The 16,319-nt window shown below is 66.5% G+C and carries 22 protein-coding genes; 9 read left to right on the top strand and 13 right to left on the bottom strand.

Features of this window, described 5'->3' with window-relative positions; translation table 11 throughout:
* Nucleotides 1-114: 114 nt before the first annotated feature.
* Nucleotides 115-915, bottom strand: coding sequence for an aminoglycoside 3-N-acetyltransferase (gene aac(3), locus CXZ10_RS10640; RefSeq protein ID WP_101289145.1), 801 nt, complete (start codon nt 913-915; stop codon nt 115-117).
* Nucleotides 916-1,059: 144 nt separating this feature from the next.
* Between aac(3) and CXZ10_RS10645 the strand changes: the two genes are divergently transcribed.
* Nucleotides 1,060-1,431, top strand: a complete 372-nt coding sequence (locus CXZ10_RS10645; protein WP_143741511.1) for a hypothetical protein — start codon at nt 1,060-1,062, stop codon at nt 1,429-1,431.
* Between the two features lie 25 nt (nt 1,432-1,456).
* Here CXZ10_RS10645 and CXZ10_RS10650 read toward each other — a convergent pair whose 3' ends face one another.
* Nucleotides 1,457-2,362 carry a LysR family transcriptional regulator gene (locus CXZ10_RS10650; protein WP_101289147.1) on the bottom strand — a complete coding sequence of 302 codons (906 nt, stop codon included), beginning with the start codon at nt 2,360-2,362 and terminating at the stop codon, nt 1,457-1,459.
* Nucleotides 2,363-2,458: 96 nt separating this feature from the next.
* Here CXZ10_RS10650 and CXZ10_RS10655 point away from each other — a divergent pair, with 96 nt between their 5' ends.
* The gene (locus tag CXZ10_RS10655; protein ID WP_101289148.1) at nt 2,459-3,238 is read left to right on the top strand and encodes an SDR family NAD(P)-dependent oxidoreductase; all 780 of its coding nucleotides are present in this window, start codon (nt 2,459-2,461) and stop codon (nt 3,236-3,238) included.
* Nucleotides 3,239-3,377: 139 nt separating this feature from the next.
* Nucleotides 3,378-4,106: an SIMPL domain-containing protein gene (locus CXZ10_RS10660; RefSeq protein ID WP_101289149.1), complete on the top strand. Its 729-nt coding sequence runs from the start codon at nt 3,378-3,380 to the stop codon at nt 4,104-4,106.
* Between the two features lie 58 nt (nt 4,107-4,164).
* On the opposite strand, the gene CXZ10_RS10665 is transcribed toward CXZ10_RS10660, so the two are convergent.
* Nucleotides 4,165-4,548 carry an acyl-CoA thioesterase gene (locus CXZ10_RS10665; RefSeq protein WP_101289150.1) on the bottom strand — a complete coding sequence of 128 codons (384 nt, stop codon included), beginning with the start codon at nt 4,546-4,548 and terminating at the stop codon, nt 4,165-4,167.
* 71 nt (nt 4,549-4,619) lie between these two features.
* A complete protein-coding gene (locus CXZ10_RS10670) occupies nt 4,620-5,444 on the bottom strand; it encodes a DUF2066 domain-containing protein (RefSeq protein ID WP_101289151.1) in 825 nt (274 codons plus the stop codon).
* Nucleotides 5,445-5,523: 79 nt separating this feature from the next.
* Here CXZ10_RS10670 and CXZ10_RS10675 point away from each other — a divergent pair, with 79 nt between their 5' ends.
* The gene (locus CXZ10_RS10675; RefSeq protein ID WP_180335948.1) at nt 5,524-6,183 is read left to right on the top strand and encodes a CGNR zinc finger domain-containing protein; all 660 of its coding nucleotides are present in this window, start codon (nt 5,524-5,526) and stop codon (nt 6,181-6,183) included.
* Here the strand turns inward: CXZ10_RS10675 and CXZ10_RS10680 are convergent.
* From CXZ10_RS10680 to CXZ10_RS10710, 7 genes are all read right to left on the bottom strand, one after another.
* Nucleotides 6,180-6,464 carry an HlyU family transcriptional regulator gene (locus tag CXZ10_RS10680; protein WP_101289152.1) on the bottom strand — a complete coding sequence of 95 codons (285 nt, stop codon included), beginning with the start codon at nt 6,462-6,464 and terminating at the stop codon, nt 6,180-6,182. The genes CXZ10_RS10675 and CXZ10_RS10680 overlap by 4 nt on opposite strands.
* 280 nt (nt 6,465-6,744) lie before the next feature.
* Entirely contained in the window at nt 6,745-7,122 is a 378-nt protein-coding gene (locus CXZ10_RS10685) for a type II toxin-antitoxin system VapC family toxin (protein ID WP_101289153.1), read from the bottom strand.
* A complete protein-coding gene (locus CXZ10_RS10690; protein WP_101289154.1) occupies nt 7,116-7,328 on the bottom strand; it encodes a ribbon-helix-helix protein, CopG family in 213 nt (70 codons plus the stop codon). The genes CXZ10_RS10685 and CXZ10_RS10690 overlap by 7 nt, the downstream gene beginning before the upstream one ends.
* Before the next feature lie 371 nt (nt 7,329-7,699).
* On the bottom strand, nt 7,700-8,350 hold the full coding sequence (locus CXZ10_RS10695) for a glutathione S-transferase family protein (protein ID WP_101289155.1): 651 nt from the start codon (nt 8,348-8,350) through the stop codon (nt 7,700-7,702).
* 10 nt (nt 8,351-8,360) lie between these two features.
* Nucleotides 8,361-8,840, bottom strand: a complete 480-nt coding sequence (locus CXZ10_RS10700; RefSeq protein ID WP_101289156.1) for a VOC family protein — start codon at nt 8,838-8,840, stop codon at nt 8,361-8,363.
* A gap of 61 nt (nt 8,841-8,901) precedes the next feature.
* Nucleotides 8,902-9,522: a TetR/AcrR family transcriptional regulator gene (locus CXZ10_RS10705; RefSeq protein ID WP_101289157.1), complete on the bottom strand. Its 621-nt coding sequence runs from the start codon at nt 9,520-9,522 to the stop codon at nt 8,902-8,904.
* Between the two features lie 79 nt (nt 9,523-9,601).
* A complete protein-coding gene (locus CXZ10_RS10710) occupies nt 9,602-10,594 on the bottom strand; it encodes an NAD-dependent epimerase/dehydratase family protein (RefSeq protein ID WP_180335949.1) in 993 nt (330 codons plus the stop codon).
* Between the two features lie 91 nt (nt 10,595-10,685).
* On the opposite strand from CXZ10_RS10710, the gene CXZ10_RS10715 reads away from it, so the two are divergent.
* The gene (locus CXZ10_RS10715) at nt 10,686-11,585 is read left to right on the top strand and encodes a LysR family transcriptional regulator (protein ID WP_101289159.1); all 900 of its coding nucleotides are present in this window, start codon (nt 10,686-10,688) and stop codon (nt 11,583-11,585) included.
* A 69-nt stretch (nt 11,586-11,654) separates the two neighbouring features.
* Nucleotides 11,655-12,533, top strand: coding sequence for an AraC family transcriptional regulator (locus CXZ10_RS10720; RefSeq protein WP_101289160.1), 879 nt, complete (start codon nt 11,655-11,657; stop codon nt 12,531-12,533).
* Between the two features lie 42 nt (nt 12,534-12,575).
* Here the strand turns inward: CXZ10_RS10720 and CXZ10_RS10725 are convergent, their stop codons facing one another.
* Nucleotides 12,576-12,980, bottom strand: coding sequence for a hypothetical protein (locus CXZ10_RS10725; protein WP_101289161.1), 405 nt, complete (start codon nt 12,978-12,980; stop codon nt 12,576-12,578).
* A 169-nt stretch (nt 12,981-13,149) separates the two neighbouring features.
* On the opposite strand from CXZ10_RS10725, the gene CXZ10_RS10730 reads away from it, so the two are divergent.
* Nucleotides 13,150-13,926 (top strand): helix-turn-helix domain-containing protein, encoded by a 777-nt coding sequence (locus tag CXZ10_RS10730; RefSeq protein WP_101289162.1) that lies wholly within the window; start codon nt 13,150-13,152, stop codon nt 13,924-13,926.
* A 125-nt stretch (nt 13,927-14,051) separates the two neighbouring features.
* The gene (locus CXZ10_RS10735) at nt 14,052-14,930 is read left to right on the top strand and encodes an OmpA/MotB family protein (protein WP_101289163.1); all 879 of its coding nucleotides are present in this window, start codon (nt 14,052-14,054) and stop codon (nt 14,928-14,930) included.
* Nucleotides 14,931-14,933: 3 nt separating this feature from the next.
* On the opposite strand, the gene CXZ10_RS10740 is transcribed toward CXZ10_RS10735, so the two are convergent.
* Nucleotides 14,934-15,692, bottom strand: coding sequence for an AAA family ATPase (locus CXZ10_RS10740; protein WP_210199905.1), 759 nt, complete (start codon nt 15,690-15,692; stop codon nt 14,934-14,936).
* Nucleotides 15,693-15,843: 151 nt separating this feature from the next.
* Between CXZ10_RS10740 and CXZ10_RS10745 the strand changes: the two genes are divergently transcribed.
* Nucleotides 15,844-16,317, top strand: a complete 474-nt coding sequence (locus tag CXZ10_RS10745; RefSeq protein ID WP_101289165.1) for a nuclear transport factor 2 family protein — start codon at nt 15,844-15,846, stop codon at nt 16,315-16,317.
* Nucleotides 16,318-16,319: the final 2 nt, after the last annotated feature.

A 16,319-nucleotide genomic window follows, 5' to 3' on the forward strand; every position in this document is an offset into this window, starting at 1 on the left:
GAATTCGCGTGCGAATTCAAGGTGGACCTCAGGCAGAATGGAGCGCAACGTTGATATCGCGCTCCTCTGCACAAGGCGTCTGATGCTCCTCCATCCACCTCTTCGCCGCAGATCTCAGTCAAGCGCCTCCAGATAGGCGACGCCGAAGGCGACGATATCCCGCGCTTCGATGAGGTGGCAGCGCGCGGAGCCGACCAGCCCCTCGCGGTGGCGCCCCAGCGCCACATAGGCATTGGCGATCGTCTCGACGGCGTCGGGCTCACCCTCGATGGCGAAACGGTCGAGAATGCCGTTGGAATCGAAATCCTCCGCCCGCTGCCAGACGACCTCACCGTCCGGCCCCAGCATCGGCATCTCGTAGGTGACGCGGCGCTTGCCGGGAATGTCGGCGATGGCCTCGGCATAGTGCAGCACGGTGACCGTGTCGAGCGGGGCGCCCAACAGCAGCACCTTGCCGCCACTCTCCACGAAGCGCTCGAGCGGTGAGCCCTTCCCCAGCGCTTCCCCGAGGCGATGCGGCTCGGTCAGCGCCGCGGCCAACCGTCCCACCGCCACCATCGAGGCGTCGGGATGGGCGCTGCGTCGGGCGCCCGGCGTGTCCAGAAGAAACTGGTTGAGCAGGCCGAAGCCGCGATAGGTGCCTGATGCCGCCGGATCGAAGGGCGGCCATGCCCGCCGCTCTTCGTCGCCGAGGCGGGCGCCGTTCAGCGTCTCCTCATAGGGTGACCGATCCCAGGAGGCATAGCCCATCAGCGTGCCCTCCGGCCCGACGGCGGCGCGGAGCGCATCGACCACCGCCCTGGCGCCGCCGTCGACCGGGCCGATCGCCTTCAGCGAGGCATGGACCATCACGAGGTCGCCGGGCCGGAGGCCCAGCGCCTGAAGATCGGCTGTCAGCGATGCCTGCGTATGCATGCGGCCCTCCGCCCCGGCACTCAGCCCTATATGGGCAGATCCTCGCCGAGCCCAAGGGGCTGCACCGCATTCAGCCCATCGGAGGAAATAGTCTTTTGCCCATTATGGTTGTCCCATCGCACCCCGCTGCCGATGGAGACCGCCTTGCTCGATACCGATGCCATCTGGGCCAATCGCCTTGCCGCCTATCCCCACCGCTTCGATGGCCCCGATCTCCAGGGTGCCTCCGTGGAGGTGCCGGCCCACGTGGAACTGATCGGCCGGGCCGGCGTGCTTCTCGGTGGCATCGACTGCGTCGTCACCCTGGACCACGACGGCGACGACTGGGAGATATCCGCCGTGGCCTACCGCTCGGAGTTCGGCGGCCCCGGCCATGACTTCGACGCGGCGCGCCTCCGGAGCCGCCAGCCGGACGGCACGCTGGCCGACCTCGCCGAGCGTGAAATCCTCCGCCTCGTCGACGGCCAGTACAACGCGCTGGCCGATGCCGCGAGCCGGCGCGCATGCGAGCCCTGAGCAGGTCCCTCGCGGCATCGTCCGCTCAGGCGTCATCGCCGAGGAACCCCTCGCCGAGATGCCGGCAGAGAAGCCGCAGCGCCGGTGACAGCAGGCGCCCCTTGGGAAAGTAGATGAACCACCCTGGATAGGGCTGCGACCACTCCTCCAACACCGTCACCAGTCCTCCGGACTTCAGATGCGGATCAACGGTGCCCTCCGTCACGCAGGCGATGCCACACCCCTCGAGCGCGGCGGCGATCAAGAGATCGGCGTCGTTGGTGGACAGAGCCCCGGCCTTGCTCAGCACCGTCCCGGCATCGCCGCGTTGAAACTCCCAGGCGAGCGTCCTTCCAGCCCCGAGACGGTAGTTCAGCCACCGATGGCCATCGAGATCCGCCGGCTCGCGCGGTCGCCCGTGGCGGGCGAGATAGTCGGGCGAGGCGACGAGCAGGCCGCGAAGCGGCGGCGAGATCGGCAGGCTCTCCATGTCGCTTCGCAAGGCCTCGCCCAATCGGATGCCGGCATCGAACCCTTCCGCCACGCTGTCGATGAGCTGGTCGTTGATGTCCACTTCCACCGAGATGTCCGGGTGGCGCCGCAGGAAGGACGGCAGGCGGGGCGCCAGGATCATCTGCGAGGCGACGCGCGGAACCGTCAGCCGAACGGTGCCCGACAGCGTGCCGGCCTCCCTCGCCGCCTCGGCAACCGAAAAGGCGATGGCCGCAAAGGCGGGGGCGATCCGGTCGCGAAGCCTGGCGCCATCCTCCGTCAGCGACAGGCTTCGCGTGGTGCGGTGAAACAGGCGGGTTCCAAGCCGTTCCTCGAGCGCCCGGACGGTATGGCTGATGGCCGACGGGGATACGGTCAACGCCTCGGCCGCCCGCCGAAAGCTTCCGAGCCGGGCAACGGCAAGGAAGGCCTCCAGTTCCGCATATTCAACACCACGCATTGATGCATCCCGTTCATGAGATAGCTGACATTTCAGCCCATTGTATAGGACACACCGGACAATGATCTATCAGTCGTTCGCAGAAAGGGTGGAACCATGACGCAAGGTCACGAACGGCTCGTTGGAAAAGTGGCGCTGATATCGGGCGCCGGCAGCGGCATTGGCAAGGCGACCGCCCTCACGTTCGCCCGCGAGGGCGCCGCGCTGGCGCTGCTGGGCCGCACTGCCGCCAAGCTGGAGGCGGTGGCCGAGGAGATCCGGCGCGCCGGCGGCAAGGCCAGATCGATCGCGGCCGATGTCTCCGACGAAAGCGCGGTGGCGGCGGCGGTCGATGAGGTGGTCGCCACCTTCGGCGGCCTCGACATCGCCTTCAACAATGCCGGCATGCTGGGCTCCATGGCGCCGCTGGCGGAGATGCCGGCTACGGAGTTCGACGCGGTGATCGGCACCAACCTGCGCGGCGTATGGCTGATGGCGCGGGCGGAAGTCCGGGCGATGCTGGCCTCCGCCACCCGCGGCTCCATCATCAACACATCGTCCTTCGTGGCGCGCGCCGCCAGCGCCGGAACCACCGCCTATGCGGCCAGCAAGGCGGGGGTCGATGCCATGACGCGGGCTCTGGCGCTGGAAGTCGGTGGCAACGGCATACGCGTCAACAGCATTGCGCCGGGCGTCATCGAAACCGAGATGTTCAGCGGCTCGGGCGTGCCCGATGCAGTCCGGCAGGCGCTTACCAACCATGCGGCCCTCAAGCGGTTGGGACAGCCCGATGACATCGCCGAAGCCGCCCTGTGGCTCGCGTCCGACCAGGCCGCCTTCGTCACCGGACAGAGCATCCTGATCGACGGCGGATTTGCCATACCGGGACTGCGATGACGGCAAGCGAAGGCCGGCCGACCGCTTTCGGGCATTGCGACCTTCGGTAGTTCTACCACCCACGATTCCGCCTCAATGCCGGGCGATGGTCCGCGTCGATCGGGCAAGCCCCGAATAGCATGAGACGGAGAGACTGACGATGATCGCCTTTTCCCGCCCGCTTCTGGTCGCCGCCGGCATGGTGCTGCTGCCTGCCGCCGCCTTGGCCGCCGACCCGGCGACCGCCACGCTGACGCTCACGGCCGATGGCGTCGTCAGTGCCACGCCGGATACCGCCATCGTGTCGCTGGGCGTGGTGCAGGAGGCGGACTCCGCCGACAAGGCGCTGAGCGCCAACAACGCGGCCATGGAGAAGACGCTCGCCGCCCTGAAGGAGGCCGGCGTCGCCGACAAGGACATCGCCACCTCCTCCTTCACCATCGACCCGGTGATGGTCTACCCGCCACAGAAGGACGACGGCACGCAGGAGCCGCCGAAGATCACCGGCTATCGCGTGTCCAACGCCGTCACCGTCAAGCTGCGCGACATCGCCAAGGCCGGCGGCCTGCTGGACAAGGTGATCCGTGTCGGCGCCAACGACGTGCGCGGCATCAGCTTCACCGTCGACGACCAGGACAGCCTGATGGACGAGGCGCGCGTCGAGGCGATGAAGACGCTGGAAACCCGCGCCGCGCTCTATGCCAAGGCCGGCGGCTTCACGCTGAAGCGCCTCCTCTCGGTCTCCGAGGGCGGCGAGAACAACCCGCCGATGCCCATGATGATGGCCAAGGCGGCGCCGCAGGCCGAAGTCGTGCCCTTCATGGCCGGCGAGCAGGACATCCGCGCCACCGTTCATATGACCTGGGAAATCGAGCCGGCGGCCAAGTAAGCTCCCAGGCGCTCCCAATCTCTCCACTCGACGGGTCCTCGGGCCCGCCGTTTTGCCGTCAGGCCACCGGATCGACCGGCCGCGAGCGGCCGTTCTCATCGATCGCCACATAGGTGAACTCGCCCTCGGTCACCTTCTCGTGGAGGTCGGTGATGAAGCGGCGCACCCAGACCTCGATGCGGATATGCATGGAGCTGCGGCCGACGCGCACGATGTCGGTATAGACGCAGAGAATGTCGCCCACCTTCACCGGCCGGTGGAACACCATGGCGTTGACCGCCACCGTCACCACCCGGCCGCCGCAGCGCTGCACCGCCGCCATGCCGCCGGCCGAATCCATCTGGCTCATCAGCCAGCCGCCGAAGATGTCGCCATTGGCATTGGTGTCCGCCGGCATGGCGATGGTGCGGATGGTGAGTTCGCCGTAGGGTTCTTCCGACATATGTCCCAACCCGAGATTGCCTGAGGGTGTGTGGGTCTTAGGACAGATGACGAGACGGAAGCAACCGCTGCTTATTGGGGATTTGCAACCGGCTCTCCGCTGCCCGAGAGAAGCCGCGCTGCGCCCCAGAGCGCCGTCCGGAAGGCATCGTCGAAGCTGACGCCGCGTACCGACCAGCGGTGGACCGTGCCGCCCTGTTCCAGCGCCCAGTCCGCCACCCAGCCGTGATCGGCGTCGCTCCAGACGAGCCGGCCCGCCAGCGGCAGGTCGCCGCCAGCCGCCTCGGCCGCCTCTTTCAGCACGGACGACGCGGGATCGAGATGGGCGGGATCGAGGTTGAGCGCGGCCGTCTCCGGCGGGAACACCACGTCCAAGGCGATCAGGTTGGAGGCGTTGCCGAGGGATTGGCGCATGGCGAGGTCGCGCTCGTTGTTGGCCGCCACGGTGTAGCGGGCGGCCGGCTTCTCTACGTCGAGGAACACGGCGATCACCGGCCGGCGCATCAGCCACGGCTTGCCGCCGAGATCGCCGATCAGCCTGTCGAGCGGCGCCGTCTTGAAGCGGCAGGTGAGGTTGTGCGGCCGGTCATAGGTGCCCTGCTCGTCGTGGATGGGGCGCCCCTCAAGGCGATCGCGATAGGAATAGGCGGCGACATAATCGGCCGCTTTCGTCATCGCCGCCCTGGCTTCGGGCTTGCCGGCCAGCGTGACGTCGCCGGTGACGCGCGTCAGCACCCGTTCGAGGCAGATGCCGAAGCCGGTCAGGCGGTTGGCCTCGCCCTGCCCGCTCACCACCACCTGGGATGTGTAGATGTCGCTCGGCTCGAAGGCGGCCGCTGGAACGGCCAGCGCGACCAGAAGCGCAAGAAGCGTCGGAAACAAGTGGATGCGTCGCATGGTTCCCCTCGCTATCGTTGTCTCGCACACTGTCAAAAACGCGACGGGGAGATTAAGTAACCCCGTAAGAGGTTACAGGATGCCGCATAAGCGATCAACAGATGAGGTGGCGGCCTATTTCTCCGAGCTCGGGCGGCTCAGGATGCTGGGCGGCGACGCGGCGCTCGATTTCGCCAACACTCGCCATTGGCGCGACGGCCGCGAGATCGACTTCCTCACCGGCTACCCGGCGCTGATCGACTGGGCGGTCGTCGCCGGCCTGTTGTCGGAGCACGAGCACGACCGCCTCGGAGAGGCGGAGACGCTGATGCCCTTGCAGGCCGCCGACGTGTTCTCGGCCACCGTCCGATTGCGGGATATCTGGAAGATCCATCTCGGCGAGGCGACGCGCACGACGATCACCGCTCCTCCGCCATCCGAGGCGTTGCGCCACATGGTCGCCACGGCACTCGGCCCGCAGAATCTGGCGATCGCCGGCCTGCCCGCCGATCCGCTGGCCGGCGCCGACATGGCCCTGCCGCTCGCCCGGGCCGCGCTCGCCATCGGCGCCTTCTTGGCCCTGCCGCACGCCGGCACGCTGCGCATGTGCGAGGCCGACCCCTGCGGCGGCGTCTTCCTCGACACCAGCCGCTCGCAGAAGCGCCGCTGGTGCGCCATGGATTCCTGCGGCAACCGCGTCAAGGCGCAGCGTCATCGCCTGCGCCTGAAGGCGGAAGCGGTGGAGCCGGCGAAGCGCTAATTAAAGACAGACTTGCCGAGTTGATCCACGATCAGCCGGCCCTTCTCGAAGGCCATCTCCTTGGCCTGATCGACGTCGGAGAACTTGTCGGCGCGAATGAAGCGGTGCTCGCGAGTGACACCGTCTTCCTCCAGGCTGACCACGCCGCAAAGCTGCCACTGGCCGCCATCCTTGAAGGGCGTCGCGGCGATCTTGAAGCCCTTGTACTCCTGCGTCTCCACAGGCTTGTCCGCCGCCGGCGCACCGTCACCGAGGCCGAACAGTTTCTTCAGGAACGACATGGGCTTCCCTCCGTTTCGTGGTTCCCCAGCAATAAGGCCGCGAGAGGATGAGGGCAAGGCGGAGGGGCAGGTTACGCCTTCAATGGACAGGACATATGCGCCCTATTCGAGTCCCTTGCCTCTTTCTGCCCGAGGTTCACCTTGAGTTCGCACGCGAGTTCAAGAGGCCTTCGCGCAGAAGGACAATCTACCTATATGTTTTCATTAGATAATTCTATCTTCCTGCGCGAAGGCGCAGGACCTTGGGCAGAACAAGGCGAGCGGCGAATATAGATCTCCCCTACGAAGGTGCCTTCAGCCCATAGGGGATCCGCACGCCGGGCATATCCGCCGGGAAATCCCGACTGTTGCGGGTAACCAGCAGCGCGCCGGCCACATCGGCCGTCGCCTTGATGATGGCGTCGGGCAGGCGCATGCGCCGCTCCCGCCGGATGGCCACCGCCCGTTCGGCGATCTCGGCGTCGACACCGATCGTCTCGAAAGCCGCGAGAAAGGCCCGCGTCGCCGCCTCCACGCTGGCGTCCGCGCCGACCATCACCTCCATCCAGGTGACGATGCTGATGGCGCTCCGGTCGTAGCGCTTCAGCTCCTCGCGGGCTTCCGGAAGACCTTGCAGGTAGTCGATCAGGATGCAGCTATCGAACAGCGGCTTCACCATTCCGTCCGCATCCGTTCCTGGTAAGCGAGGCCGTCCTCGCCGCCGCGCCAGAGGCCGAAGGCCGCATCGACATCGCCCGTCTGCGCCTCGTCGACGAGGCGGGAGAGCGCCGCCCGGATCAGCGACGCCCTGGAAACGCCCTTCTCGCGCGACAGGGCATTCAGCTTCTCCACCATGTCGTCAGGAATATCCACCAGCGCCCGCATCAACGCCTCCATCTGATATGCATATCATATATCATGACGGGCATTGCTTTCAAGCAAGAGGCACTCGACCGAGCGAACCCTCCACCGTTCGAGGACATGGCATAGTCACCTCCCTATACCGACCCATCCGCCTCATTTCTGAGGTTTCCCGAGACATCGAAAAATAGCACCCTCCTCAAGGAAACCGCGCGCACTGCCAGACACCTCCGCCAAAGATGAGTGGCAGACTGCTGAAATCGAAGCCTGTCTGATGGAAGCCGATCGGAGCGAGTTCGCAATGGTCGATGAGTTGCCTCGCATAATCGCCAAATACGGGAGGGTGGTTGGCAAGGCTTTTGTTATCCCCCCACCACACCCGACCAACTGAGCGCCTAGCCCCCTCCACCACCACGCCTGAAAACCTCAAGCTGCGCCTCAAACGCCCGCCGATAGGCGGGGCGGGCCTGACCGCGCGCCACATAGGCCGAAAGGTTGGGGAACTCGTCGACGATCGGCGGCCCGAGCCGCATCAGCACCGACACCATCAGCAGATCGCCGGCACTGAAGGCGCCATCGAGCCATTCGGCATCGCCGAGCCGGGCGGAAAGCTGCGACAGGCGGACGCGGATGCGGTCCTCGGTGAGCCTGAGGCGCGCCTCTCCCCAGGTCTCCCGGCGTTCGGAGAGCGCCGTCGTTTCCCGGTCGAGGATGGGCGGCTCCACCGTGTTGAGCGCCGCGAACATCCAGGTGATCGCCCGTGCTCGTGCCTTCTCGTCTCTCGGCAGCAGGCCCTCATGGCGCTCGGCGATGTGGAGGATGATCGACCCCGTCTCGAACAGGGCGAGGTCGCCCTCCTCGTAGGTCGGGATCTGGCCGAAGGGGTGGAGCGCGAGATGATCGGGCTCCTTCATGGCCTTGAAGGACACGAGCCGCACCTCATAGCGCTGGCCCGTCTCCTCCAGCGCCCAGCGCACGCGCATGTCGCGCGCCAGGCCGCGGCCGCCGTCGGGCGACCGCGCGAAGGCGGTAATCGTCGGGATCATCCGAGGCTCCTCAGGCCGCAGCGGCCCTCTCCAGCGTGGCGATGTCGATCTTCCTCATCGTCATCATCGCGTCGAACACCCGCTTGGCCTTGGCGGCATCCGGGCCCGCCGTCAGGTCGAGCAGCACCCGCGGCGTGATCTGCCAGGAGAAGCCCCAGCGGTCCTTGCACCAGCCGCACTCGCTCTCGGCGCCGCCATTGCCGACGATGGCGTTCCAGTAGCGGTCGGTTTCCTCCTGGGTCTCGGTGACCACCATGAAGCTGACCGACTCGTTCGATTTGAACACCGGGCCGCCATTGAGGCCGACGAACTTCCGGCCGAGCACGGTGAACTCCACGGTCAGCTCGACGCCTTCGTGGCCGCCGGGGAAATCGCCGGGGGCAGCCATGGCACGGCCGACATGGCTGTCGGGAAAGGTCTTGGCGTAGAACTCCGCCGCCTTGCGGGCCTCGCCATGGTCGTACCACAGGCACGTCACGAGATCGGTCATGATAGTGTCCTCCTCAAGAAACGTCGGCGCTTCCGGTGACCGTCCTCACCGGAAGCGCGGTTCATGCCGCCGGCGTCCGGCCGAACAGCAACTCGATATAGCGCCGCAAGTGGTCGACGCTGCTCTTTGCCACGTCCGCCCCTCCCTTGGCCTTGGCCAGGATGAAGGCGCCCTGCAGGACCGCCTGGGTGTGCAGGGCGAGCGACTGGGCCGTCAACCCCGTCGCCACCATGTCCCGCTCGGCCATCGCCGCCTCGATGTCGGCAACGAGCGTCGCCGCGTGGCCGCTGATGCTGCGGTCGCAGGCGTCGCGGATATCGGGCGCGGTCTCGTAGGTCTCCTGTACCATGGTGCCCACGAGGCAGGTGAAGTCGGGCAGGCCGCCGGTGATGAGGCTCTTGCGGAAGTCGATATAGGCGAGCACGCGGTCGAGCGGATCGGCATGGCGGTGGTAGGCCGCCTCGGCGAACATCGCGGATGTCGTGGCCGACCAGTGGTCCGCCGCGGCGACGCCCAGTTCGTCCTTGCTCTTGAAATGGTGGAAGAAGGCGCCCTTGGTGACGCCGGCCGCCGAACAGAGCTCATCCACCGTCGACGCAGAATAGCCCTTGTGCCGGATCACCGACAACGCGGCGTCCAACAGCTTCGAGCGGGCGTCCATCTTCGCGGCCAGTCTGAACATCGCCTTCTCCTCGCCTCGCAACGTACCAACTAGTCGGTATCGAGGCAAGGAGAGATTTCGAGTCACCTTTTGGCCTCGCTCACACCCTCGACAGGCTGGCCCGGCCGGCGCTTCGCGCGGCCGGCTCGTCCCCCAGACACCCGATGCCCTTCAGCGTCGCCCTGACGGCCTCGTCGAGCGGCGTGTGCGGCTCGGAACCCAGCGTCGCCACGAGCCTGGCGTTGTCGAGGCGCACCGGCACCTTCCAGAGGTAGCGCATCTCCATCACCTCCTTGAGGAAGGGCACGAACGGCGAGGCGAGACGCATCATCAGCCAGGGCGTCTTTTTCACCGGCAGGAACGGCTCGTCGAGGGCACGGCGAATGGCGCCGATCATTGCCGTGCCATCACCGTCCCAATGGCCGCCCATGTTGAAGGTTGCAAAATCATCGAGACCTTCATGCTCGATGAGGCGCAGCAGCACCTCGGCCATATCCGGCAGATAGGTCCACTGGTGGCCGACGCCACGCTTGCCGGGATAGGTGATCGCCTTGGGCCGGCTGCCGGCCTTCACCAGCCCCTGGCTGAACCAGCTGTTGGCCGCCGTGGGGCCGAAGAAGTCGCCGGCCCGGACGATCAACACCCTGGCCCTGCCGCGCGCCGCCTCTTTCAGCCGCCGCTCCATCTCCTGGCGGATCCCACCCTTGCGGGTCAGCGGATTCTGCGGCGCGTCGTCGGTGATATCAGGGAAGGCGTCCGGGCCGTAGTTGTAGACCGTGCCGGGCAGGACGATGCGAGCGCCGTTCGCCTCGGCGGTGGCGATGGTGTTGTCGAGCATCGGCAGCACCACCTTCTCCCAGTCGCGATAGCCGGGCGGGTTGACGGCGTGAACGATCAGCGACGCGCCCTTGGCCGCTTTCGCCACGTCGGCGGCGGCCATGGCGTCGCCCTTGATCCATTGGAAGCAGCCATCCTTGCCAGCCCTGTCGGGGTCGCGGTGAAGCGCCCTGACCTGCCAGCCGGTGGACGCCAGTTTGGACGCGAATTCGCCGCCGATACCGCCGGTGGCGCCGAGAACGAGTGCGATGTTCATGGTCAATCTCCATCTGCTGATGAACAGAAGATGGCCCCAGCGGCGTATGAACGAAATTGCCGATAATCTTGCATATGCTATACGGAAATATATGAGCCGCGAACCAAGCTGGGATCTCTACCGCACGTTCAACGCCGTGCTCGCCGAGGGCTCGCTGTCCGGCGCCGCGCGGGCGCTCGGCCTGACGCAACCGAGCATCGCCCGCCATATCGACGCCCTTGAGGAGGCGGTGGGCGCTCCGCTGTTCCTGCGCACCGCGCGCGGCCTCTCCCCCACCGACGCGGCGCTGGAGCTTCGACCCTTCGCCGAGCTGATGGCCTCGACGTCGGCGGCGCTTCTTCGCACCGCCGAGGGCCGCACCGGCGAGGTGGACGGCACCGTCCGCATCAGTGCCAGCGAGGTGGTCGGCATCATCCACCTGCCGGCCATCCTGACGCGGCTCCGCCAGCGCTACCCGCTGCTCGCCATCGAGCTGTCGCTCTCCAACGCCGTCGACGACCTTCTGAAGCGCCAGGCCGACATCGCCATCCGCATGGTCAGGCCCGAGCAGCAGGCGCTGCTCGCGCGGCGCGTCGGCGCCTTTCCCGTGGGCCTCCACGCCCACAAGGATTACCTCGCCCGCCGCGGCACGCCCCGGAGCATGGACGACCTGAGACATCACGACATCATTGGCTATGACGCGGAAACACCTGCCGTCAGGGCCTTTGCCCAGCGCCACCCCGGCCTCGACCGGGCCATGTTCGCGCTGCGCGTCGACAGCAACATCGCCCATCTCACGGCCATCAAGGCCGGCTTCGGCATCGGCATCTGCCAGACCATCATCGCCGACGCCGATCCCGACCTGGTGCGCGTGCTGCCCGACGCCTTCCATGAGGATCTGGAGACCTGTGTGGTGATGCACGAGGACCTCGGCGCCAACACCCGCTGCCGCGCCGTGTTCGACGCGCTGGTTGCCGAGCTGACCGCGCTGGTGAGGGGTCGGCAAGGATAAAACCGCAAGATCGGTCGAGCGCACCGCGCCCGAGCAAGGCTAGCTGGCATCGCCACGGAGGACAGGACGATGAAGGCGGCGCTTCAAGCCTATCATGCCCGGATGCAGCGGGTGCTCGATCACATCGACCGGCATCTCGACGAGGATCTGGACCTCGATACGCTGAGCGGCATCGCTGCCTACTCGAAATATCACTTCCATCGGCAGTTCACGGCGACCTTCGGCCTTTCGGTGCATCGCTATGTCCAGCTCGCGCGCATGAAGCGCGCCTCCTTCCGGCTGGCCTACAGGGATGATCAGAGCGTCACCGACGTCGCCATGGACGCCGGCTATGAGGCACCCGACGCCTTCGCCCGCGCCTTCCGGCAACGGCTGGGGCAGTCGCCGTCGTCCTTCCAGAAATCTCCCGACTGGGAACCGTGGCTTGCGGCCTTCGGGCCTCTCGACGACGCGAGGAGCAAGCTCATGCACAAGACCTTCACCGCCGACGACGTGACCATCCGCGACGTGCCGGCCACCAGGGTGGCGATCGTCGAACACCGGGGCGACCCGGCGACGCTCGGCGCCTCCATCCAGCGCTTCATCGCCTGGCGCAAGGCCGCCGGCCTCTCCCCCAGCACCAGCCCGACCTTCAACGTCTGGCGCTCCGAGCGGCGGCCCGCCGATCCCGCCGACTATAGCGTCGATCTCTGCGTCGGCACCGACCGGCCGATCGACGAGAGCGACGGGGTCAAGGCCGGCGAGATCCCCGGTGGCCGCTGCGCGGTGCTGCGCGTCACCGGCGACACCCACAATCTGGAGCCCGCCGCGCTCTTCCTCTATCGCGACTGGCTGCCGCAGAGCGGCGAGGAAGCCCGCGACTTCCCGATCTACTGCCAGCGCCTGATGCTCTACCCGGAGGTGCCGGAGAGCGAGGCGGCCGCCGACCTGTTCCTGCCGCTGAAATAGCGGCCGGTACCTTGACCAGAGCAGCGGCGCCTCGCGGGCCGGTCAGGCCGCCGCCAGGCGCCGCCGATCGCTGAGGCCCTTCATCTTCAGCAGCATGATGTCGGCGACCGCCACCGCGGTGAGGGTAATGAAAGCGGCACCGAGCGAGGTGAGCCCATCCCAGTCGGCCACCAGCACCGCGATGCTGCCGAGCACCCAGAGGGCATCGCCCGCGATGGCAATCCGCACGCCGCCGATCGACGCCTGCCCACCGAGAACCAGATGATAAAGGCCCCAGAGGACCAGAAAGGCGCCGAGGCCCAGGATCGCATCGGCCGTGAAGGCCGGTCCGATCAACTTCGCGATGAGTCCGGAAAAGCCAAGGAAGGCGACGCCGGCCGTGACCGACACGATGCCGTCGGCGAAGAGGACGGATTTCAGAAGGTTGCGCTTGATGAGATCGAACATGGCGTGTTCCTTTCGTGCTGACGGGCCGATCTTCATCGTCGGACGGAAGGAAACCAATTACCTCCGAGGTAATGCCTCATTACCTCCGAGGTAATGCCTCATTACCTCCGAGGTAATGGATTTGCGGCGGCGCTTGCCGTCAAATGCCGGAAGATGTTCGGAGAGACCCATGCAGTTCGGCGAGCAACTGAAGGAATGGCGCAGCCACCGGCGCATGAGCCAGCTCGATCTGGCGACGGAAGCCGGCATTTCGGCGCGCCACCTGTCATTCCTCGAAACCGGCCGCTCCCGCCCGACCGAGGGCATGATCCTCCGGCTCTCCGCCGTGCTCGACATTCCCGCCCGCGACCAGGGCATGATGTTTTCCGCCGCCGGCTTCCGACCGCATTTCGGCACCCGGCCGGCCCAGGCGCTCGACGGTCTGCCGCCGGCCATCGCCCAGGCGATCGGCCTGATCCTCGGGCGCCACGATCCCTATCCCGGCGTGGTCTTCGATCACCAATACAACGTTCTCGCCGCCAACCATCCCTTTGCCGCGCTGGCCGGAGCCGCCGGTATCGAGGCCAAACCCGGCGTCAACTTCCTGGAGGCCTATCTCGGGCCGTCGCCGCTCCGCGACATCATCGCCAACTGGCCCGAGACGGCGGCCGACCTCGTGCACCGCATCCGCGGCGAAGCCTGGATGCAGGGCCCCCGCTCGCCGCTGTCGCGCCGCATCGAACGGCTGTCAGCGCTGCCGGAGGTCCAGGCCGCCCTTGAGGACCATCCCCACAGCGCCCGTCTGCCGATCCTGCCGATATCCCTGTGGCTGGACGGCAAGACGCTGAGTTTCATCACCACGCTCACCACATTCGGTTCGGTGCAGGACGCGCTGGCCGAGGGCGTGCTGATCGAATCCTTCTTCCCGGCCGATGACGAGACCCGGGCGCATTTCGAGGACGCGTGAGTGGTCCACGGTATGCATAAAGTAATCATACCGTACGGTACGGTTTATTAATACCCGAGCCCCTACCCTGCCAGAAATGCCGAGGCGGCGGAACCGTCGAGGCGCTGGGGAGCGGAGGGCAGACAATGGCCCAGAAGAAGCGCGGCGGCGGCGAGGCTGGCGGCCATGGCGGGGCGCCATGGGTGATCACCTTCGCCGACCTCATGAGCCTTCTCATGGCGCTGTTCGTGATGATCGTGTCCTTTTCCAGCCAGGACGAGCAGAAGCTCAACGAGGCGGCCGGCTCGATGCGCGACGCCTTCGGCTATCAGTCGGTGCAGCGCCCGGCCGGCATGATCGAGCAGAGCGGCCTGCCCGAGCGCAAATATCTGCGCAACGTCGAGTCCATGTCCCTGTCCGAGGCGGTGGAGTTCGCCACCGACTTCAACGACCAGTATGAGAAGCAGGGGCCGGAGGTGAACACCAACCGGTTCGAGAAGGCGGCCGAGAGCAAGCCGCGCGACTATCTCACCGCCTCGGAGTCCTTGCGGCAGGCCTTGCAGGACCTCCCCGATTACGCCGAACTCTCCAAGCAGGTGATCCTCAAGGTCGCCGACGACGGCCTGCACATCTCGATCATCGACCAGGACGGCCGGCCGATGTTCGCGTCTCAATCGCGCGAGCCCACCGAACGGCTGAAGATCGTGCTGTCGCGCATCGCGCCCGTCATCCAGCAGATGCCGGGCCGGCTCCGCATTGTCGGCCACACGGAATCGGTTGGAGATCTCGCCATCGCCGGCGGGGCGGCCTGGCAACTGTCGTCCGACCGGGCAATCTCGGCCGCCGCCATCCTCGGCAGCTTCGGCCTCGGGCCGGGCAGCCTTGCCGAAGTCACCGGCGTCGCCGACCGCGACCCGATGTTCCCCGACGATCCCTTCCTCTCCGGCAACCGCCGCATCGAGCTGATCATGCTGAAGGAAGCCGCACCCATGCCGAGCACCGAGGCCTTTCCGTCCGAACCGTGAGGCTCACTCGTCCTCGAACAGCGCGTCGTGGAACTTCTCGGGGTTGGCAAGAAAGCGCCCATAGAGCTTCCAGTGCTCGCTGGCCTTGAAGGAGATTTCCCGGAGGTCGCCGTTGCCCTCGAAGGAGAACAGCTCGCCGAACGGATAGCTCATCAGGATCGGCGAATGCGTCGCCATGATGATCTGGCACTGCGTCGTCAGCTCCATCCGCCTGAGTATGGTGAGGAAGGTCATCTGCCGGGCCGGCGACAGCGCCGCCTCCGGTTCGTCGAAGATGTAGACGCCTCGGCCGCCCAGCCGCTTGGAGAACAGCGCCAGGAAGGCCTCGCCGTGCGACTGGTGATGCAGCGACCGGCCGCCGTTGAGACTGTAGGCGTCGGTGCGGCCGGCCGAGACTTGGTCGATGTAGTTTGAGAAGGCAAAGAAGCTCTCGGCCCGGAAGAAGAAGCCCGTGGTCACCCGCGGCAGCCAGGAGAAGCGCAGGCATTCGAGCACTGGATCGACGTCGCTCCGCCCGTGGGTCTGGTGATCCCGGCTGCCGCCCTCGGCGTTGAAGCCGCAATGGAGCGCGATGGCTTCGAGAAGCGTCGACTTTCCCGCACCGTTCTCGCCGACGAAGATCGATACCGGCTTCAGGAAGGCCATGCCGAAGTCGCGGGAGAACAGCGGCACGGTGAACGGATAGTCGTCGCTCTCCTCCGGCTTGCGGAAGGAAATCGACCTCAGGAACGGCGCGCGGGATAATCTGACGGGCGTCTTCACGTGGGAGGCTCCCATGGCGGTTTCACCGGCATGGTCACCTCCATTTCGGGCGGCACTGCGGCCGGTGCTGAGGTCGATGCCATTGACATCGCCGCGCTCGATCTGTACCGATCATTACAGAGTTTACCGAACGGTACAGAAAGAGGCATCCATGACCGAGCAACGCCCGCCCCTGCCGCCTTTCACCGAGGCAACCGCCATCCTCAAGGTCCGCGCCGCCGAGGACGGCTGGAACAGTTGCGACCCCCAGCGGGTGTCGCTCGCCTACACGCCGGACAGCCGCTGGCGGAACCGCGCCGACTTCGTGGTGGGCCGCGAGGAGATCGTCGCCTTCCTCAGCCGCAAGTGGGCGCGGGAGCTCGACTATCGCCTGATCAAGGAGCTGTGGGCCACCGCCGGCAACCGGATCGCCGTGCGCTTCGCCTATGAGTATCGCGATGACTCCGGCAACTGGTTCCGTGCCTATGGCAACGAGAACTGGGAGTTCGACGAGAACGGCCTGATGGCAAAGCGTCATGCCTCGATCAACGACCTGCCGATCCGTGAGGCCGACCGCAAGTTCTTCTGGGACCGGTCGGCTCCGCGCCCGGCCGGTCATCCCGGTCTCAGCGAACTCGGCTTGTGAAT

Origin of the sequence: Pleomorphomonas diazotrophica (assembly GCF_002844595.1) — a bacterium.
GTDB classification, from domain to species: domain Bacteria; phylum Pseudomonadota; class Alphaproteobacteria; order Rhizobiales; family Pleomorphomonadaceae; genus Pleomorphomonas; species Pleomorphomonas diazotrophica.

Excerpts from the sequence above, each read along its gene's own strand:
- CXZ10_RS10650 (WP_101289147.1), bottom strand. The coding sequence starts at position 2,362 with ATGCGTGGTGTTGAATATGCGGAACTGGAGGCCTTCCTTGCCGTTGCC.
- CXZ10_RS10670 (WP_101289151.1), bottom strand. The coding sequence starts at position 5,444 with ATGCGACGCATCCACTTGTTTCCGACGCTTCTTGCGCTTCTGGTCGCG.
- CXZ10_RS10680 (WP_101289152.1), bottom strand. The coding sequence starts at position 6,464 with ATGTCGTTCCTGAAGAAACTGTTCGGCCTCGGTGACGGTGCGCCGGCG.
- CXZ10_RS10675 (WP_180335948.1), top strand. The coding sequence starts at position 5,524 with ATGCCGCATAAGCGATCAACAGATGAGGTGGCGGCCTATTTCTCCGAG.
- CXZ10_RS10665 (WP_101289150.1), bottom strand. The coding sequence starts at position 4,548 with ATGTCGGAAGAACCCTACGGCGAACTCACCATCCGCACCATCGCCATG.
- CXZ10_RS10695 (WP_101289155.1), bottom strand. The coding sequence starts at position 8,350 with ATGATCCCGACGATTACCGCCTTCGCGCGGTCGCCCGACGGCGGCCGC.
- CXZ10_RS10690 (WP_101289154.1), bottom strand. The coding sequence starts at position 7,328 with ATGCGGGCGCTGGTGGATATTCCTGACGACATGGTGGAGAAGCTGAAT.
- CXZ10_RS10660 (WP_101289149.1), top strand. The coding sequence starts at position 3,378 with ATGATCGCCTTTTCCCGCCCGCTTCTGGTCGCCGCCGGCATGGTGCTG.
- CXZ10_RS10710 (WP_180335949.1), bottom strand. The coding sequence starts at position 10,594 with ATGAACATCGCACTCGTTCTCGGCGCCACCGGCGGTATCGGCGGCGAA.
- CXZ10_RS10705 (WP_101289157.1), bottom strand. The coding sequence starts at position 9,522 with ATGTTCAGACTGGCCGCGAAGATGGACGCCCGCTCGAAGCTGTTGGAC.
- CXZ10_RS10735 (WP_101289163.1), top strand. The coding sequence starts at position 14,052 with ATGGCCCAGAAGAAGCGCGGCGGCGGCGAGGCTGGCGGCCATGGCGGG.
- CXZ10_RS10745 (WP_101289165.1), top strand. The coding sequence starts at position 15,844 with ATGACCGAGCAACGCCCGCCCCTGCCGCCTTTCACCGAGGCAACCGCC.
- CXZ10_RS10685 (WP_101289153.1), bottom strand. The coding sequence starts at position 7,122 with ATGGTGAAGCCGCTGTTCGATAGCTGCATCCTGATCGACTACCTGCAA.
- CXZ10_RS10720 (WP_101289160.1), top strand. The coding sequence starts at position 11,655 with ATGAAGGCGGCGCTTCAAGCCTATCATGCCCGGATGCAGCGGGTGCTC.
- CXZ10_RS10730 (WP_101289162.1), top strand. The coding sequence starts at position 13,150 with ATGCAGTTCGGCGAGCAACTGAAGGAATGGCGCAGCCACCGGCGCATG.
- CXZ10_RS10655 (WP_101289148.1), top strand. The coding sequence starts at position 2,459 with ATGACGCAAGGTCACGAACGGCTCGTTGGAAAAGTGGCGCTGATATCG.
- CXZ10_RS10725 (WP_101289161.1), bottom strand. The coding sequence starts at position 12,980 with ATGTTCGATCTCATCAAGCGCAACCTTCTGAAATCCGTCCTCTTCGCC.
- CXZ10_RS10700 (WP_101289156.1), bottom strand. The coding sequence starts at position 8,840 with ATGACCGATCTCGTGACGTGCCTGTGGTACGACCATGGCGAGGCCCGC.
- CXZ10_RS10715 (WP_101289159.1), top strand. The coding sequence starts at position 10,686 with ATGAGCCGCGAACCAAGCTGGGATCTCTACCGCACGTTCAACGCCGTG.